12 protein-coding genes are annotated in these 15,576 nt (G+C 61.1%); 2 read left to right on the top strand and 10 right to left on the bottom strand.

The genetic code is table 11. The features are described from left to right. Positions 1 to 200: 200 nt before the first annotated feature. A complete protein-coding gene (locus tag ACEN93_RS03030) occupies positions 201 to 1,091 on the top strand; it encodes a site-specific integrase (protein ID WP_139834466.1) in 891 nt (296 codons plus the stop codon). Here ACEN93_RS03030 and ACEN93_RS03025 read toward each other — a convergent pair whose 3' ends face one another. The 6 genes from ACEN93_RS03025 to pmrG form a co-directional block, all read right to left on the bottom strand. Then, positions 1,092 to 2,144, bottom strand: coding sequence for an ABC transporter ATP-binding protein (locus ACEN93_RS03025; RefSeq protein WP_495611030.1), 1,053 nt, complete (start codon positions 2,142 to 2,144; stop codon positions 1,092 to 1,094). It abuts the gene before it with no gap. Continuing rightward, a complete protein-coding gene (locus ACEN93_RS03020) occupies positions 2,141 to 3,736 on the bottom strand; it encodes an ABC transporter permease (RefSeq protein ID WP_495611029.1) in 1,596 nt (531 codons plus the stop codon). The genes ACEN93_RS03025 and ACEN93_RS03020 overlap by 4 nt, the downstream gene beginning before the upstream one ends. A gap of 3 nt (positions 3,737 to 3,739) precedes the next feature. Further along, positions 3,740 to 4,753 carry an iron ABC transporter substrate-binding protein gene (locus tag ACEN93_RS03015; RefSeq protein ID WP_495611028.1) on the bottom strand — a complete coding sequence of 338 codons (1,014 nt, stop codon included), beginning with the start codon at positions 4,751 to 4,753 and terminating at the stop codon, positions 3,740 to 3,742. A gap of 200 nt (positions 4,754 to 4,953) precedes the next feature. Beyond that, entirely contained in the window at positions 4,954 to 6,483 is a 1,530-nt protein-coding gene (locus ACEN93_RS03010; RefSeq protein ID WP_495611027.1) for an ArnT family glycosyltransferase, read from the bottom strand. Beyond that, positions 6,480 to 8,189 (bottom strand): lipid IV(A) 4-amino-4-deoxy-L-arabinosyltransferase, encoded by a 1,710-nt coding sequence (gene arnT / locus ACEN93_RS03005; RefSeq protein ID WP_495611026.1) that lies wholly within the window; start codon positions 8,187 to 8,189, stop codon positions 6,480 to 6,482. The genes ACEN93_RS03010 and arnT overlap by 4 nt, the downstream gene beginning before the upstream one ends. A gap of 281 nt (positions 8,190 to 8,470) precedes the next feature. Next, positions 8,471 to 9,124, bottom strand: a complete 654-nt coding sequence (pmrG, locus tag ACEN93_RS03000; RefSeq protein WP_495611541.1) for a lipopolysaccharide core heptose(II)-phosphate phosphatase PmrG — start codon at positions 9,122 to 9,124, stop codon at positions 8,471 to 8,473. A 326-nt stretch (positions 9,125 to 9,450) separates the two neighbouring features. On the opposite strand from pmrG, the gene ACEN93_RS02995 reads away from it, so the two are divergent. Beyond that, complete coding sequence (locus ACEN93_RS02995) at positions 9,451 to 10,764, top strand: sensor histidine kinase (protein ID WP_414881773.1); 1,314 nt, start codon at positions 9,451 to 9,453, stop codon at positions 10,762 to 10,764. On the opposite strand, the gene ACEN93_RS02990 is transcribed toward ACEN93_RS02995, so the two are convergent. The 4 genes from ACEN93_RS02990 to ACEN93_RS02975 form a co-directional block, all read right to left on the bottom strand. Continuing rightward, complete coding sequence (locus tag ACEN93_RS02990; RefSeq protein ID WP_414881772.1) at positions 10,722 to 11,273, bottom strand: PqiC family protein; 552 nt, start codon at positions 11,271 to 11,273, stop codon at positions 10,722 to 10,724. The two genes, ACEN93_RS02995 and ACEN93_RS02990, sit on opposite strands and share 43 nt — an antisense overlap. A gap of 16 nt (positions 11,274 to 11,289) precedes the next feature. Further along, entirely contained in the window at positions 11,290 to 12,945 is a 1,656-nt protein-coding gene (locus ACEN93_RS02985; RefSeq protein WP_495611025.1) for a PqiB family protein, read from the bottom strand. Between the two features lie 113 nt (positions 12,946 to 13,058). Continuing rightward, positions 13,059 to 14,360, bottom strand: coding sequence for an NAD(P)/FAD-dependent oxidoreductase (locus ACEN93_RS02980; RefSeq protein WP_085646636.1), 1,302 nt, complete (start codon positions 14,358 to 14,360; stop codon positions 13,059 to 13,061). Next, the gene (locus ACEN93_RS02975; RefSeq protein ID WP_495611024.1) at positions 14,357 to 15,445 is read right to left on the bottom strand and encodes a polyamine ABC transporter substrate-binding protein; all 1,089 of its coding nucleotides are present in this window, start codon (positions 15,443 to 15,445) and stop codon (positions 14,357 to 14,359) included. The genes ACEN93_RS02980 and ACEN93_RS02975 overlap by 4 nt, the downstream gene beginning before the upstream one ends. Positions 15,446 to 15,576 lie beyond the last annotated feature (131 nt).

The raw sequence follows: 15,576 nt of genomic DNA, 5'->3' as shown, positions 1-15,576 counted from the left end.
TCGTTTATCTGAAACCCATACAGCCACTGTTCAGACTTCTACCGTTTATCGCGGTTTTTAGTAGAAAAGTCCTACGGAAGTGTTCCCCTTATATTAAGAATGTTGCAGTTGTTAGTTGCTGTGTTGAACTGTTTTTACTCAAGGCCCGACGTTTGATTGACTTACCCGTTGCATCCCCCGACCCCCTGAAAACCAACCCGATGACCGTGTATCTGGCGCGTCTGGCTCCCTCCAGCCAACTCACCATGCGTTACGTTTTACAAGATGCCGCCGACCGTCTCGGTTTCGAAGACATGAACGTCGAAGAAATTCCCTGGCATGCGCTGCAACCGGAAGATGTGGTTGCATTAGTCGCTGCATTGCGCGCCGACAATTACGCACCGAATACTTCTTCGCTGTATGTAAACGCCATTCGCGGTGTAATGAATGAAGCCTGGCGCATGAGCCTGATCAGCCAGGAACATCTATTGAAAATGCGCTCGGTCAAAGGCATTGCCGGCACACGACTGTCTCAGGGGCGCAATCTGAAGCGCACGCTGATTCATGAATTGATGGAAGTCTGCGCCGCCGATCCACGGCCACAAGGTTTGCGCGATGCGGCGGTGATTGCGCTGTTGTACGGCACCGGCATGCGCAAGTCGGAGTCGGTGGATCTGGACCTCAATCAGGTGGACTTCACCGAGCGCAGCTTGTGTGTCACCGCTAAGGGCAATAAGCAACTGATCAAGTACGCGCCGGCCTGGGCGTTCGCCAAACTCAATGCCTGGCTGGAGTTTCGTCGTTCGGAACTCAAGGAAGGCGAGAGCGACGACGCGTTTCTGTTCAACCGCATTCGCCGTGGCAGCCACATCACCCGCGAGCGCATCACCAAGCACGCGATCTATTACATCGCTCGCCAGCGCGGCACTCAGGTCGGGGTGAAGATCATGCCCCATGATTTCCGGCGTTCGTTCATCACCCGGGTGATCGAAGAACACGACCTGTCGATTGCCCAGAAGCTCGCCCACCACAGCAATATCCAGACGACCGCCAACTACGACGTGCGCGACGACAACGAGCGGCGCCGCGCGGTGGATCGCTTCGACCTCTAATCAGGGCGTTGCAAAGACGTGGGCCGCCCCCAGAATGGACAATTGCACGGCGCTGCCGGCCGGTGGCGCGTGCATGCCGGAGCTGCGCACCAGCAGTGAGCGACCGGGGCTGGCTTGCGTGCGCAGCTCCACCGTCAGGGTGCAGACGTTGCCGCCAAAGTCCCGATCCGTCACCACTGCGTGGCAGCCCTCAAGATTGGCGGGAATGTCCGACAGTTGCAGTTGTTCGGGCCGCAGCATGATCTGCGCGGCGCCGGAAAACCCGTTGCTGTTGACCATCACCCGGCCCAGGTCGCAGTGCGCCCAGCCGGCTTCGATCCGGGCGGGCATGACCACGGCTTCGCCGAGAAAATGCGCAGTTTGCTCATCGTTGGGGTAGCGGTAGAGGTCCATCGGATGGCCTGACTGCACCAGCCGACCGTCGCGCATGACCGCCAACTGATCGGCGAACGACAGCGCTTCGCCCTGATCGTGGGTCACCAGAATCGTGGTCACGCCAGCCTCTTCCAGCAGGCGCGCGACCATTTTGCGCATGGCGCCGCGCAGGCCGGTGTCGAGGGCGGAGAAGGGTTCGTCGAGCAGCATCAGGCGTGGACGTTGGGCCAGTGCCCGGGCGAGGGACACCCGCTGCTGTTGGCCGCCGGACAACTCGTGGGGCCAGCGTGTGGCCATGTCGGCGTTCAGGGCGACGTTGTCCATCAGCGCCTGAATACGTTCGGCTCTGGCGCTGCCGGTTTCTGCCAAGCCGAAACCGATGTTGTCGGCCACGGTCATGTGCGGGAACAGCGCGCCGTCCTGCGGCACGTAGCCGATCTGTCGTTGGTACGCGGGCACGGCGTGGGTGCTGTCGACCAGGGTCTGGCCGTTGAGCGTCAGGCTGCCGGCGTCGGGGAATTCGAACCCGGCGATCATCCGCAACAGGGTGGTCTTGCCGGAGCCCGAAGGGCCGACGATTACCGTGCGGCTGCCGGTCGGGACGGACAGGTTGATGGAGTCCAGCGCCGTCTGTGCGCCGAAGGATTTGCTGAGATTGATGATGTCGAGAGCGTTCATCGGCCGGCACTGCGCCTGGATTGGTGATAGAGGATGGCCGTGAGCGGCAGCGACAGCAGCACCATCAGCAGGGCGTAAGGCGCTGCGGCGGCGTAGTCGATTTCGCTGGTCATGGCCCAGAAACCGGTGGCCAGGGTGCGCGTGCCGTTAGGCGCCAGCAACAGGGTTGCGGTCAGTTCATTGGTGATCGCCAGAAACACCAGCGCCGCGCCCGCCGCCGCACCGGGTGCAGCAAGGCGCAAGGTAATCAGCCACAGGGCGCGCAACGGTGAACGGCCGAGGCTTTGTGCGATGTTTTCCAGCTCCACCGGTGCCTGTGCAAACCCGGCGCGCAGGCTGACCAGCGCGCGGGGCAGGAACATCAGCAGGTAGGCCAGCAGCACGGTAATGGTGGTCTGGTAGATCGGTCGGGCGAAATGGATGGTCACGGTGACCAGCGCCAGCGCCACGACAATTCCAGGTAATGCGCTGGTGATGTAATTGCAGCCCTCAAGCAGGCGTTGCAGCTTGCCGGGCGCGCGGATCGACAGCCAGGCAATCGGGATTGCCGCCAGACTGGTCAACAGCGCGCCGGCCACGCCGAATGACAGGGTCTGAAGCAATGCAGGCAGCAGTTCTTCGCCTTCCCAGACCTCGGCACCGCCGGCGATCAGCCATTTGCCCAACGTCAGCATCGGCACGCCGAGGGCCAGCAGGCAGGTCACGCCTTGCAGGCACAATCCCAGCGCGGTAGTGCGTCGTTGCAGGCGCACGGTGCGTTGTTCGCGAGCGCTACCGGAGCCGACGCGGGCGTATCGCGCATGACCACGGGCGCCGGATTCCACCACCAGCATCGCCAGGCAGCACAACGCCAGAACGCTGGCGAGCATGTTGGCGGCCGGGCCGTTAAAGGTCGATTTGAACTGGTCGAAGATCGCCGTGGTGAAGGTGTCGAAACGGATCATTGCGTACAGGCCATATTCGGCCAGCAGATGCAGGCCGACGAGCAACGCACCGCCACAGATCGCCAGCCGTAATTGCGGCAGCACCACCCGGAAGAACACGGCCCACGGTTTCAGGCCGAGGGATTCGGCCACGTCTTCAATCGCCGGATCGAGACGACGTAACGTCGCCGCAATCGGCAGATAGAGGAACGGAAAATAGGCGATCACCGACACCAGCACCCCGGCCGGTAATCCATTGATCGACGGAATCAGGCTGACCCACGCGTAGCTGTGCACGAACGCCGGTACCGCCAGCGGCGCCACCGCCAGCAATGACCAAAGCCGTCGCCCCGGCAGATCGGTGCGCTCGGTCAGCCAGGCCAGGGTGGTGCCGAGCACGATGCAGATCGGCAGCGTGATCAGTACCAGCAACACAGTGTTGATCAGCAACTCGGCGACCCGCGGACGGAAGATCAAGGCTTCAATGGTCGCCCAGCCGGTGTACCACGACACGCCGACCACAAAACCGATCGGCAGCAGCGACAACAGCGACACCGCGATGGCCAGCACGACCACCCACGGACTCCCGCGCCCATTGAGGGCGCGGGTCCGGCGTGACAAATGGGCGGAGGGCGCCGCAGCGATCTCCGCAGGCAGCATTTCAGGCATCAATTACAGCAGTCCTGCCTGGGTCATCAGTTCGACGGCTTTCTTGCTGTCGAGCTTCGATGCATCGACTTTCGGCGCGTCCAGGTCCTTCAACGGCACCAGTTTTGGGTTGGAAGCAGTGTCCTTGCCCACGGCGTATTCAAAGGAATTGCCGGTGCGCAGCACTTCCTGGCCTTGTTTGCCGGTGATGTACTGGAGGAATTTCTGCGCCTCCTCCTGGTGTTTGCTGGAAGCCAGCACGCCGCCGCCGGAAATGCTCACGAACGCGCCCGGGTCCTGATGCTTGAAGTAGTGCAGGGCAGTGTTCTTGCTGTTTTCGCCGGTCTTGGCCTGATCGACGAACGCGTAATAGTGATAGATCACGCCGCTGTCGACTTGCCCGGCATTCACCGCTTTGAGCACCGAGCTGTTGCCACGATAGGCGGTAAAGTTGGCTTTCATGCCCTTGAGCCATTCGAGGGTGGCGGCTTCGCCTTTCTGTTCCAGCACGGCGGCGGCGATGGCCTGGAAATCCGCACCGGCTGGCGACGCGGCCCAGCGACCTTTCCAGGCTGGGCTCGCGAGGTCCATCAGGGATTTGGGCAGGTCCTTTTCCGGCAGTTTGGCCGGGTTATAGACGAACACCGTGGAGCGCGCGGCGATACCGACCCATTGGCCGTGGGCCGGGCGATAAGCCGCATCGACTTGCTCAAGGGTTGCCGGAGCCACCGGCGCGAACAGCTTGGCGTTGTCCACCAGCACCATGGCCGGGGAGTTTTCCGTCAGGAATACGTCGGCAGGAGAAGACGCGCCTTCCTGGACAATCTGGTTGCCCATTTCCGTGTCGTCGCCGTTGCGCACGGTGACCGGGATCCCGGTTTCCTCGGTGAAGCCGGCGACCCATGCCTTGGTCAGGGTTTCGTGCTGGGCGTTGTAGACCACAAGGCCGACGGAGTCGGCGGCAAACACCTGACCGGCCGCGAGCAGCGCAGTCGCCAGCGCGGCCTGTTTCAGAAAGGACGGAAGGGATGGACTCATGGCGGGGGCAGCTCCTGTTTTTAGACGTTATGGGCAAGCATTCGCGGGAGTTTCAATGCGAATGATTTGCATATGTTGGATGGCTGGCAATGTAGAGAGGCAAATGAGAAAAAAACGTCAAAACAACCGTTAATACATGTCATTGCCATTCAGGTTAGCAGTCACTTGGCGGGGACGCCGGGAGGACCCGGCGCCGTCTTTCAGGAGCCTTGGGGCAGGTAGGCGACGCTTTGATCCTCGCGACCGTGGAACAGCTGTTCGCCGCGGGTGGGCGTGGTGGTAATGACCTGATGATCGCGGCTGAGGTGACTCAGCGGAACGGGATCGCCGGTGCGGTACTGGGCGATAAAGAGGGTCCGTTGCGGATCCCAGTGCTGGCCGCTGGTGCGTTCCAGCCAGGCGATCATGGCGGCGGTATCGCCGTCGCGCGGGAAATCCCGGCTCTGCGGCACGTAGTAGAACGGCGCACCGCCGGTCTGCAGGTACATCGGCACTTTATTGTCGACCTCGACCATGACGACGTGCCATTGACTCAAGGGGGCGCGTTGGCTGGCTTGCAGGCGCACGGTTTCGCCGAAACGGATTGCACCGCCTCCGCTGTTGGTCCACGGGTAAAGCACACCGAGTATGCCGAGCAGCAGGACGGTGGCCACGCCGAAACCGATTTTCAAACCACGCCCGCCGAACGGGCCTGCGGCATTTCGAGCCGCCAGGCGCCGGGTGATCCACCACGCCCCGAGCAGTTGCGCGAACGGCACCAGTGGCAGCACGTAATAACTGCGTCGGCTGCCGCTGGCCGTGAAGAACAGCATTAATAACCCCAGGCCCTGAATCAGCCAGCGGGTGTCCGGTTCGATGTGTTTCCAGTTCCGCGCCGCGACCCACAGGGCAATGATCCAGCACGGTGCCCAGGGCAGGGTGTAGATCGGCAGGTACAGCAAATAGGTGTAGATCGGGCCAATGTTGTCGAATGGCTGGAAAAACCGCACGACGTTTTCCCGCAACACCAGCCCGAGGCCGCTTTCCCCGTAATTTGGCGCGCCGTAGAGGTGGGACAGCAGGAACGGCGTCATGTAGAACGCCCCGGCAATCACCAGCGCTGCCAGCAGACGTAGATTGAGATGACGCTTCCAGCGGCCTTCATGCAACAGGTGCGGCAGCAGCACCAGCCCCGGCAGGATAAAGCCGATCAGCCCCTTGAACAGTGAGGTCAGGGCCAGCAAACCGCAGAACACCACGTAGCGCGAAAACCGGGTGTCTTCAGGACCGCGCCAATACCACCAGACCGCTGCCAGCACCCCGCACACGGTCAGAATGTCGGCCGTGGCGACCCGCGCCCAGAACACGAAATAGAAGGTGGTCGCCAGCATCCAGCCGGCGATCAGTCCCGTGCCCTTGCGAAACCGCTGCTCGCCCAGTTGATACACCAGCCACACGCTCAACCATGCGGACACCACCGAAGACAGGCGCAGCGACCAGTGATCGAGACTGCCGGTCAGCCAGGCGGTCGCGGTGATCAGCCAGTACGACAAAAGCGGCTTGTCGTAGTAGGGATCACCCTTGAGGTACGGGTCGAAGTAATCGCCGCTTTGCAGCATCTGCAACGCGATGTTCGCCCAGCGGGTTTCCGCGCCCCACAGTTCGCGACTGCCCAGGCCGAGCAGCAACATCAGGGCGCTGGCCGCCAGCAGGAGCAACAGGGCGACGCGGTCGTTGTTGCGCACCGTCATGGCTGTTTCTGCGCAAAGATGAAAATGTGCAGATTGCCGCGCCGATAATGCTTGCCGTCCACGGGCAGCAATTCGACTTCCTGTTCTTCCTGCGTACTGTTGACGCGCAAGACCACACCGACGGCGCCTTTTTTCCGCGCGTCAGTCATCCACTGGCCGACGCTGTCCAGGGTGACTTTGCGTGCCGCCATGGCCGGGTCTTCGAGGCCGTACTTCAGTTCGCCAATGGTGTTGAACAGGTCCACTTGCGGGCGTTTCAAGCGCCATGCCAGCGCGGAGGCCGCCCCCAGGTCGTTGCTCAGCAGGGACGCGGTTTCACTCAGTTCCCGTTGATGCTCGGCGATGAACTGATCCGGCATCTTGCTGTTGACGATCTGCGCCGGCATGGCGGCGGGCAGCAACGCCACAAGCAGGCCGATGCCCAGCGCCGGCATTGCCCACAATGTCAGTGGCCGCAGCACTTGCAAGGCGTTGGCGATGATCCAGCCCACCAGCACGATATAGGCCAGCGACAGGCTGAACATCTCGGTGTTTTCGTAGATTTCCTTCGTGGCCTGAAGATAGAGCAGGGCCACCAGCGCAGCACTGGCGAGCACCGTGTTGATCACACCGTTCAGACGCAAGAGCCGGCCATTGCGTTGATCCAGCCACTTGACCACGGTCTGCCCCATCAACAGCGCGACGGGCAGCAGGCACGGCATGATGTACGTAGGAAGTTTGCCGCTGCTCAGACTGAAAAAGGCCAGTGGCAGCAGGAACCACAGTGCCAGGTACGCGGTTTTTACCTCACGCTTTTCGCGCCACATGCGCAGCAGGGTCGAAGGCAGAAGCAGCGCCCAGGGCAGGGTCGAGGCAAACAGCAACGGCAGGTAGAACCACCACGGGCGGGCATGTTGCGCGTCGTCACCGGCGGCGAAACGACGGATGTGTTCGTGCCAGAAGAAGAACCGCCAGAAGTCCGGTTCCCGGTAATGGACCGCCAATACCCATGGCAGGCTGACGAGGGCGCAGACCACCACGGCGACCAGTCCGTAACGCACCAGCTCACCGAACCGTCGTTGCCAGACCATGTAGGGCAGGGCGATCAGCACGGGCAACAGCAGGGCCAGGAACCCTTTGGTCATCAGACCCATGCCGCACGCAACACCCAGCAGTGCCCAGCCACCCAGGCGAGCGCGGGGCGTGCGGCTGTCGATGGCAAACCACGCAGCCACCATGCTCAGGTTGACCCACAAGGTGAATTGCGGATCGAGGTTGGCATAGCCGGCTTGACCTGCGATCAGCCCGAAACTCATGTACAGCAGGGCGCTTGCGAGGCTGATGCGCGGGTTGTTCCAGAGTCGACGGGCCATCAGGTAGGTCAGCCAGACGCTGGCGCCGGTACTCAGCGCCGAAGCGATACGCACGCCGAACAGGTTGTCACCGAAAATTGCCTGGCCGATGGCAATCATCCAGTAGCCGGCAATCGGTTTCTCGAAATAACGGATGCCCATGAAGTGCGGGGCGACCCAATTGCCACTCAGCAGCATTTCCTGGCTGATCTGGCCGTAGCGGGTTTCATCGGGGATCCACAGGCCATGGGTCATCAGCGGCAGCAAGTAAAACACCACGAAAGCCAGAATCAGGCCGGGGATGGCCCAGCGTTCGACCGCAGTCGTCGAAGGGAAAAGTGTAGTGTGTCGCAGCGGGTTGTTTTCAGACGTCATGACAAAGCCTTGGTACCGTACGAAGTTCTGATGTCGATGACCTGCCCGGCGTGTTCCTGAGCGGGCGAGTCATCATGTTGAATGAATGCAGGTGTCGGGCATTTCCTGTATCCAGAGAACTGTCGTACCTCCAGGCCGAAGTTCTCGCGATATAGCCAAGCATGAAAAAACCAGCTGTCCAGCAAGTTGGGGGGTAGATACATTTCTCATTACAATTTAATGAAGTGTGCTTTGTTTAATTAAAAACAGCTCAGAACTGTCAATTAGCTGTAACCAGGACGTTAATCGCTATTGAGTCGTGACCAGGCCTCGGCATTCAGAATGCCCAGCACTTCAAGTTGCCCCTTGGCATCAATGCGAACAAACAGCGTGCTTCCATAATCAGCGGCGATCGCATGGGGAAAACCGGTCTGTTTTTCAAAGTCGCTGATGCAGCCGCTGTGGGTGACCAGCACCAGATTGCGCTGTGCAACTTTGTGCGCCACCACCTCGTTACGCAGCGACGAACCGCAGGATTCAAGCCAGGTCTGTGCAGTAGCGTCCTGCCCGAACATGGCACGCGCCGTTTGCACGGTCCGGGTCAGCGGGCTGGTGAATACCTGTGCCTGCTGCATGCCCAGGCTCGTGAAACCCTTGCCCACTCGCACAGCCGAGTCATTGCCTACCTGAGTGATGCCGTCTTCCGGGCCCAGACAAAGATGGTCGGAGCGGTCGCAACGTTCAGCATGGCGCACCAGTGCCACCACTTCGCCCGCCTGCCAGGCCCTGGTCCAATCAGCCCTTGAGGCCTGCCCCGCGTGGCCCAGATCAATGGGGGAGCGGGTGACCCAGACAAAGCCGCTGACCAGTGCAATCGCCACCCCTGCACCGATGACTGTCAGCAGTTTTCCAGGTCGCAATATTCGACGTTGTTTATAGACTGCTGTTAATAGCATCTGTCGCTCCACGCCATGCCCCTTAACTTCGCAGGCGCAACTGGCCTGCGATTTAATCAACTTTATGGTTGCGTACTTGAATGCTGGCTGAATGTTGGGACTATTCACGTCGTGCCGCAGTGAAGAACATGTGAAAAATTTGCGGGAGTTGAAAATGTGCAATTAATCAAGTTTCTGATAACCAGACTCAAATACGCTTTTTTTACCGGGCTGGCTTAACAACTGTTGCTGTTTGAGGTGAAGCTGAATCTGTTCGGTCCATCTATTGAGTACACACCTGATGTTGACCGCTGAGTCTGATAACCGAAGTGGAGTCCTCCAGCCGAATGGATTTCAAGCAAAGCCTGACGAAACGGATCGTCATCGTATTCGCCTCGATGAGTGCGCTGGTGGCCGGCGTATTTGCGCTGGGAATCGTAGCCACCGTGCATGTGGTGGAACACAAGTTGACGGCCACGACCTTGATGGGCGGACTGCATCGTCTGCTGGCAATGGATGACATCAGTCGCTGGAGCCATCGACCGGAAAAGAGCGAGCTGTTTTTCTTCGAAGGCGGGCCGGGCGCCATGGCGCTGGTCCCGTCACTGGCGGCGCTGTCGCCGGGGTTTCAGGAGGTCATGTTCGAGGGCGATGGCTTTTTCGCCATGGTCGAGATGGTGGGCGGACGCAAGTACGTGCTGTTGCGTGACCAGGAAAGTCTCGAACAGCGTGAGCGTCTGTTGTTCATTGTGGTGGCGGTCGGGTTCATCCTGAGCATTCTGCTGGCGATTGTGCTGGGCCGATTGCTGGCACGACGGGTAATGGCTCCGGTCATCCGTCTGGCGCGCCAGGTGCGTCACCGCGACCAGTTACTGGTGCTGGCGCCGCCTCTGCATCCGGACTACGCGGCGGACGAAGTCGGAGAACTGGCACTGTCGTTCGATCAGACACTGGGCCGGCTGCGCGAAACACTGAGCCGGGAAAAACTGTTCACCAGCGACGTGAGCCATGAACTTCGCACACCGTTGATGGTGCTCGGCGGCGCCTGCGAGTTGCTGCTCGCCAATCCGTCGCTCGATACCCGCTCGGCCGCGCAGGTCAACCGCATCGCACGGGCCAGTCACGAAATGCGTCAATTGGTGGATACCTTCCTGATGCTCGCCCGCGCCCAGGAAGATACCGGTGGCGACATTTGCGTTTCCCTCGGGGAGGTTGCACGCGTTCAGGCGGAGATCTGGGGAAGGCTGATCCGCGAAAAAGGGCTGGAATTTTTCTGCGACATCAATCCGGCCGGCACGGCTCGTTACAACCAGACCTTTTTGCAGTCAGTGATGGGTAACCTGCTGCGCAATGCCTGGCATTACACCGATCAGGGTTTTGTGAGGCTGACCGTCGGGGAATGCGGGTTTGTGGTTGAAGACAGTGGCATCGGCATTCCCGAAGAACGCCGACAAGCGATGTTCCAGCCATTCGTGCGGGGTGACGAGCGTCGAGGCGAGGGGCTTGGGCTGGGGTTGTCACTGGTGCAGCGGATTTGCAATCGCGAGCACTGGCAGGTCGAGCTGACAACCCGTGAGCCCCACGGTTGTCGCTTTACCGTCCTTTTGAAGACGGACGCTCAGGACGCCGGTGGACAGCCCCGCGCAGTGCCCGCCGCCTGACCGATCAACGCGGCCAGACGCTTGACGTTGTTCTGCTGGGCCGCCACCAGATCGTCAATGCTCGGCCCGGACGGGGTTTGCAGCAGCGAGCGACAGGCGAGCAGCGCGTCGTCGCCGGTGTTGGCCTGGCGCAGGCGCCATTTGACGTCGATCAGCCCGTATTGCCCGGGAATCGAATCGAAGCGTTGCACATCGATGCGCACCGAGGTTTTGCGTGGGCCGCCGGCATTACTGAGCTGATCCACCAGTGCGCTGCGCAATTCATCGCTGAGGCTGGCGCCCCACCATTCGGTCTCGAGAATCGCCAGGCCGCTGTTGCCTTGGCGGATCACGATTTGTGGCCGGTCGACCTGCGGCGGCACGCTGATGCCTTCGATGGCGATTTCCGAACCGGCGCGGCCGGCCATCGGTTGCGTCGGCGTCAGGGTGTGAAAGCTGATCGGGGCGCTTTTGCAGGCGCCGAGCAGCAGGCCGATCGCGAGCACGGTGAACTTCAGCTTTAAAGCCATGGGACAGCTCCTGTGCTCAGTTGCGCGGCGGCCCTTTGAGGTCCAGCGGCGCGGCGTTGTCGGGACGGCCGCGAATCAACGATTCCGGATGACGGCCCAGGTAATCGGACAGTTCACGCAACGAACGCGACATGCGCCCAAGCTCGTCGAGGGTCTCGGTCAGTTGTTCGCGTTGCGGCGAATCTTCGGCCAGGGTCGAGCTGGCCGACTGCAGGGTCTTGCTCAGGTCGGCGAGGGTGTTCTGTACGCCGGGCAGGGTCCTGGCATTGAACTGGGTCAGGCCTTTGCGCAATTCCACAAGGTTGCTGTCGAGGTTGCCGGCAATCCGTTCCACCGGCAGCTTGTTGAGCTTGTCGATCATCGCTTCGAGTTTTTCCTGCAACTGTTCGAGACTGCCGGGGACGGTCGGAACGCTGATCGGGCGAGCGGTGGGGTCAAACGCGACTTTTTCGGCTTTGGGGAAGAAATCCAGCGCGATATACAGCTGCCCGGTCAGCAGGTTGCCGCTGCGGGCCTGGGCGCGCAGGCCGTTGTCGATAAAGGTGCCGATCAGGCGCACGGCGGCGGCTTCGTCGTCCGGATTGTGCTCGAGTACCTTGAGCATCTTGACGTGAGCCTGGCCGAGGCGTTGCGGGTAGATCACGATGCCGACGTTGAGCGGGAAGCTGCGTTTTTTCGGATCGAAGTCCAGGTTGACGCTCACTACCCGGCCGATTTCGATGCCGAGAAACTCCACCGGTGCGCCGACTTTCAACCCGCGCAGGGCCTGATCGAAACGCAGGGTCAGGTATTGCGCCTTGCCGTTGGGCGGGGCGAGGGCGGTTTGCTGGTCGTCGAACAGGTCGTAAGTTCTTTCTTCGGCGGCGGCGACATCATTGGGGCTGTATTCCGGCGCGCGAAAAGCGATGCCGCCGACCAGCAAGGTCGACAACGATTCGGTTTTCACCGCAAAACCGTTGGCGCCGACATTGACGTCAATCCCGCTGGCGTTCCAGAACCGGGTGTTTTCCGTGACGTAGGCGTCGTTCGGCGCATGGATGAACACCTCGATGTTGACCCCTTTGCCATCGGCGTCCAGTGCGTAGGCCACCACCTGGCCCACCGGGATCTTGCGGTAATAGACCGGCGAGCCGATGTCCAGCGAGCCGAGGTCCGAGGCGTGCAGATTGAAGCGTTTACCCGGCTCGCCGTAGGTAATCGGCGGCGGGTTTTCAAGGCCTTTGAAATGTTTGGCGCGCGAATTGGACTGACCGATGTCGGCGCCGATGTAGTCACCGGACAACAACGTGTCGATGCCCGAGACACCGCCCGCACCGATGCGCGGCCGGACGACCCAGAACTGCGAGTCTTCGCGGGTGAATGTCTCGGCCTGCTTGGCCAGTTTGATCGTGGCGTTGACGCTTTTCTGGTCGTCGCTCAGCTCGACGTCCGTGACCTGGCCGATCACCACGTTGCGGTATTTGACTTCGGTCTTGTTGGCGGTCAGGCCGCTGCCGGTCTTGAAGGTGACGGTGATGGTGGGGCCTTCCTGCATCAGGTTGTGCACCACCAGCGACAGGCCCACCAGCACCGCGACGATCGGCACGATCCACACCAGCGAAATGCTGAAACGCCGGGTCTTGATCGGCGCCTGGCCGGGCGCTCGCGGTTGATCGGCGGCTGACGACTCCATCCATGACCTCCAGGGTGTGTTGGGCACTGAGCGTCAGGAACGCAAAAGCACTTCATCAATATAGAAGTGCTTCGCGATAGAGCAAATGCGCAGGCCGCTTTAACCGGGAAGCGTCATCCCAGCAGTTCCCTCAGGCGATACCAGAACATGCCCAGTGCCAGCAGTGGCGAACGCAGCGCCGGGCCGCCGGGGAAGGTCATGTGCGGCACGCTGCTGAACACATCCATGCCCTGACTGTGACCGGCATGAATTGCTTCGCCCAGCAGCTTGGCGCACCAGTGGGTGACGTTCAGGCCATGGCCGGAATAGCCCTGGGCGTAGAACACATTCGGGTGCTGTTTCAATCGACCGACCTGCGGGAAGCGGTTGGCGGTGATGCCGATCTTGCCGCCCCACTGATAGTCGATGCGCACATCCGCCAGTTGCGGGAACACCTTGAGCATCTTTGGTCGCATGTAGGCGGCGATGTCCGTCGGATCCCGCCCCGAATAATGGCAGGCGCCACCGAACAGCAAGCGTCGGTCCGCCGAGAGCCGGTAGTAATCGAGGCCGACTTTCTGGTCGCACAGCGCCAGGTTCTGCGGAATCAGCTCGGCGGCGCGTTCCGCCGGCAGCGGTTCAGTGGCGATGATGTAGCTGCCGGCGGGCAGGACCTTGCCGCTGAGTTGCTGTTCGAGTTCGTCCAGATGCGCGTTGCAGCCGAGTACCAGACTGCCGGCGCGCACGCTGCCGCTCTGGGTGCGGACTTGAACGGTCGGGCCGTGGAGAATTTCCAGCACCGGGCTCTGCTCGAAAATCCTCACCCCGAGGGATGCCGCCAGCCGCGCTTCACCCTGCACCAGATCCAGCGGATGTAGATGGCCTGAGCCCATGTCGATCAGGCCGCCCTTGTAGACCCCCGCGTTCACCACTTGCTGACGAATCAGCTCAGGTGCAACCAGCCGCGTTTCATGGCGGTAGCCCAACTGCGCCAGGCTGTCCTGCTCGGCCTTGAAGGCGTCGAACTGCGCTGGCGTGTTGGCCAGTTCGCAGAAGCCCCAGCGCAGGTCGCACTCGATGGCGTTGTCGGTGATGCGCTGGCGCACCAGTTCCACCGAGTCGATCCCGGCTCGGTGCAGGTAGCGCACACCTTCGCTGCCGACATGCCGGGCGAAGCCTTCGACGTCATGACCGATCCCGCGAATCAACTGCCCGCCATTGCGCCCGCTGGCGCCCCAGCCGATGCGCCGGGCTTCGAGCAGAATCACCGAGAGTCCGCGCTGCGCCAGTTCAATCGCCGTGTTGACGCCGGTGAACCCGCCACCGATCACGCAGACATCGGCAATCAAGTCACCCGTCAGTTCCGGATAGGGTGTGCTGGCCCGGGCCGACGCGGCGTAATAGGAGCGGGCGTGTTCCTGGGTGTACTGATTCATTTGTTCGACTTCACTTTGCTCCAGGACCGGGTCATCAGACGCATGATCGACTGGGGCGGGGTAGAGGAGATGTAGAGCTTGTCGAGGACTTCCTGAGACGGATAGACCTCGGGATTGTTGACCAGCTCCGGATCCATGTATTGCTTGGCCGCCGGGTTCGGGTTGGCGTAGCCGACCGAGGCGCTGACCTTGGCGATCACTTGCGGATCGAGCAGGTAATTGATGAAGGCGTGAGCTTCCCTGGTGTTGCCGGCGTCGGCGGGAATCGCCAGCAGGTCGAACCACAGGTTCGCGCCTTCCTTGGGAATCGAGTACGCGATGTTCACGCCGTTCTTGGCTTCCTTGGCGCGGTTGGCGGCCTGGAACACGTCGCCGGAATAACCGAAGGCCACGCAGATGTCGCCGTTGGCCAGGTCGGACACGTATTTCGAGGAATGGAAATAGGTAATGTACGGCCGGATGCTCAGCAGTTTCTCTTCGGCCTTCTTGTAGTCCTCGGGTTTCTCGCTGCGCGGATCCATGCCCATGTAGTTGAGGATCGCCGGGAACACTTCATCGGCCGAGTCCATCATCGACACGCCACACTGGCTGAGCTTTTTCAGGTTCTCCGGTTCGAACAGCACGGCCCAGGAATCGATGTGATCGATGCCCAGCACTTGCTTGACCTTGTCGACGTTGTAGCCGATGCCGTTGGTGCCCCACAGGTACGGTACCGAGTGCTCGTTGCCCGGATCGTTTTTCTCAAGCAGGGCCAGCAGTTTCGGGTCGAGGTTTTTCCAGTTCGGCAGTTGCGCGCGGTCCAGTTTGAGGAACGCACCGGCTTTTACCTGACGGGCGAGGAAGTGGTTGGACGGCACCACCACGTCATAGCCGGTGCGGCCGGCGAGCAGTTTACCTTCGAGGGTTTCATTGGAGTCGAAGACGTCATAAATCACCTTGATCCCGCTGGTGGACTGGAAGTCGGCGAGGGTGGTTTCGCCAATGTAATCGGTCCAGTTGTAGACGCTGACCTGGGGTTGGGCGAAGGCACCGGCACTGCATGCCAATGCCAGGGTGGCGGGAATCAGGGATTTCAACAGACGCATATCGACACCTCTTCGATTGATCTTCCCATGCTGATCGTTCCCACGCTCCGCGTGGGAATGCAGCCCGGGACGCTCTGCGTCCCAAAGCGGACGCTGAGCGTCCATTGAGGCATTCCCACGCAGAGCGTGGG

The sequence above is a fragment of the Pseudomonas sp. Pseusp21 genome, assembly GCF_059492145.1.
Note: the sequence above shows the minus strand (reverse complement) of the source record. Positions and strands in the feature narration are given on the sequence as shown.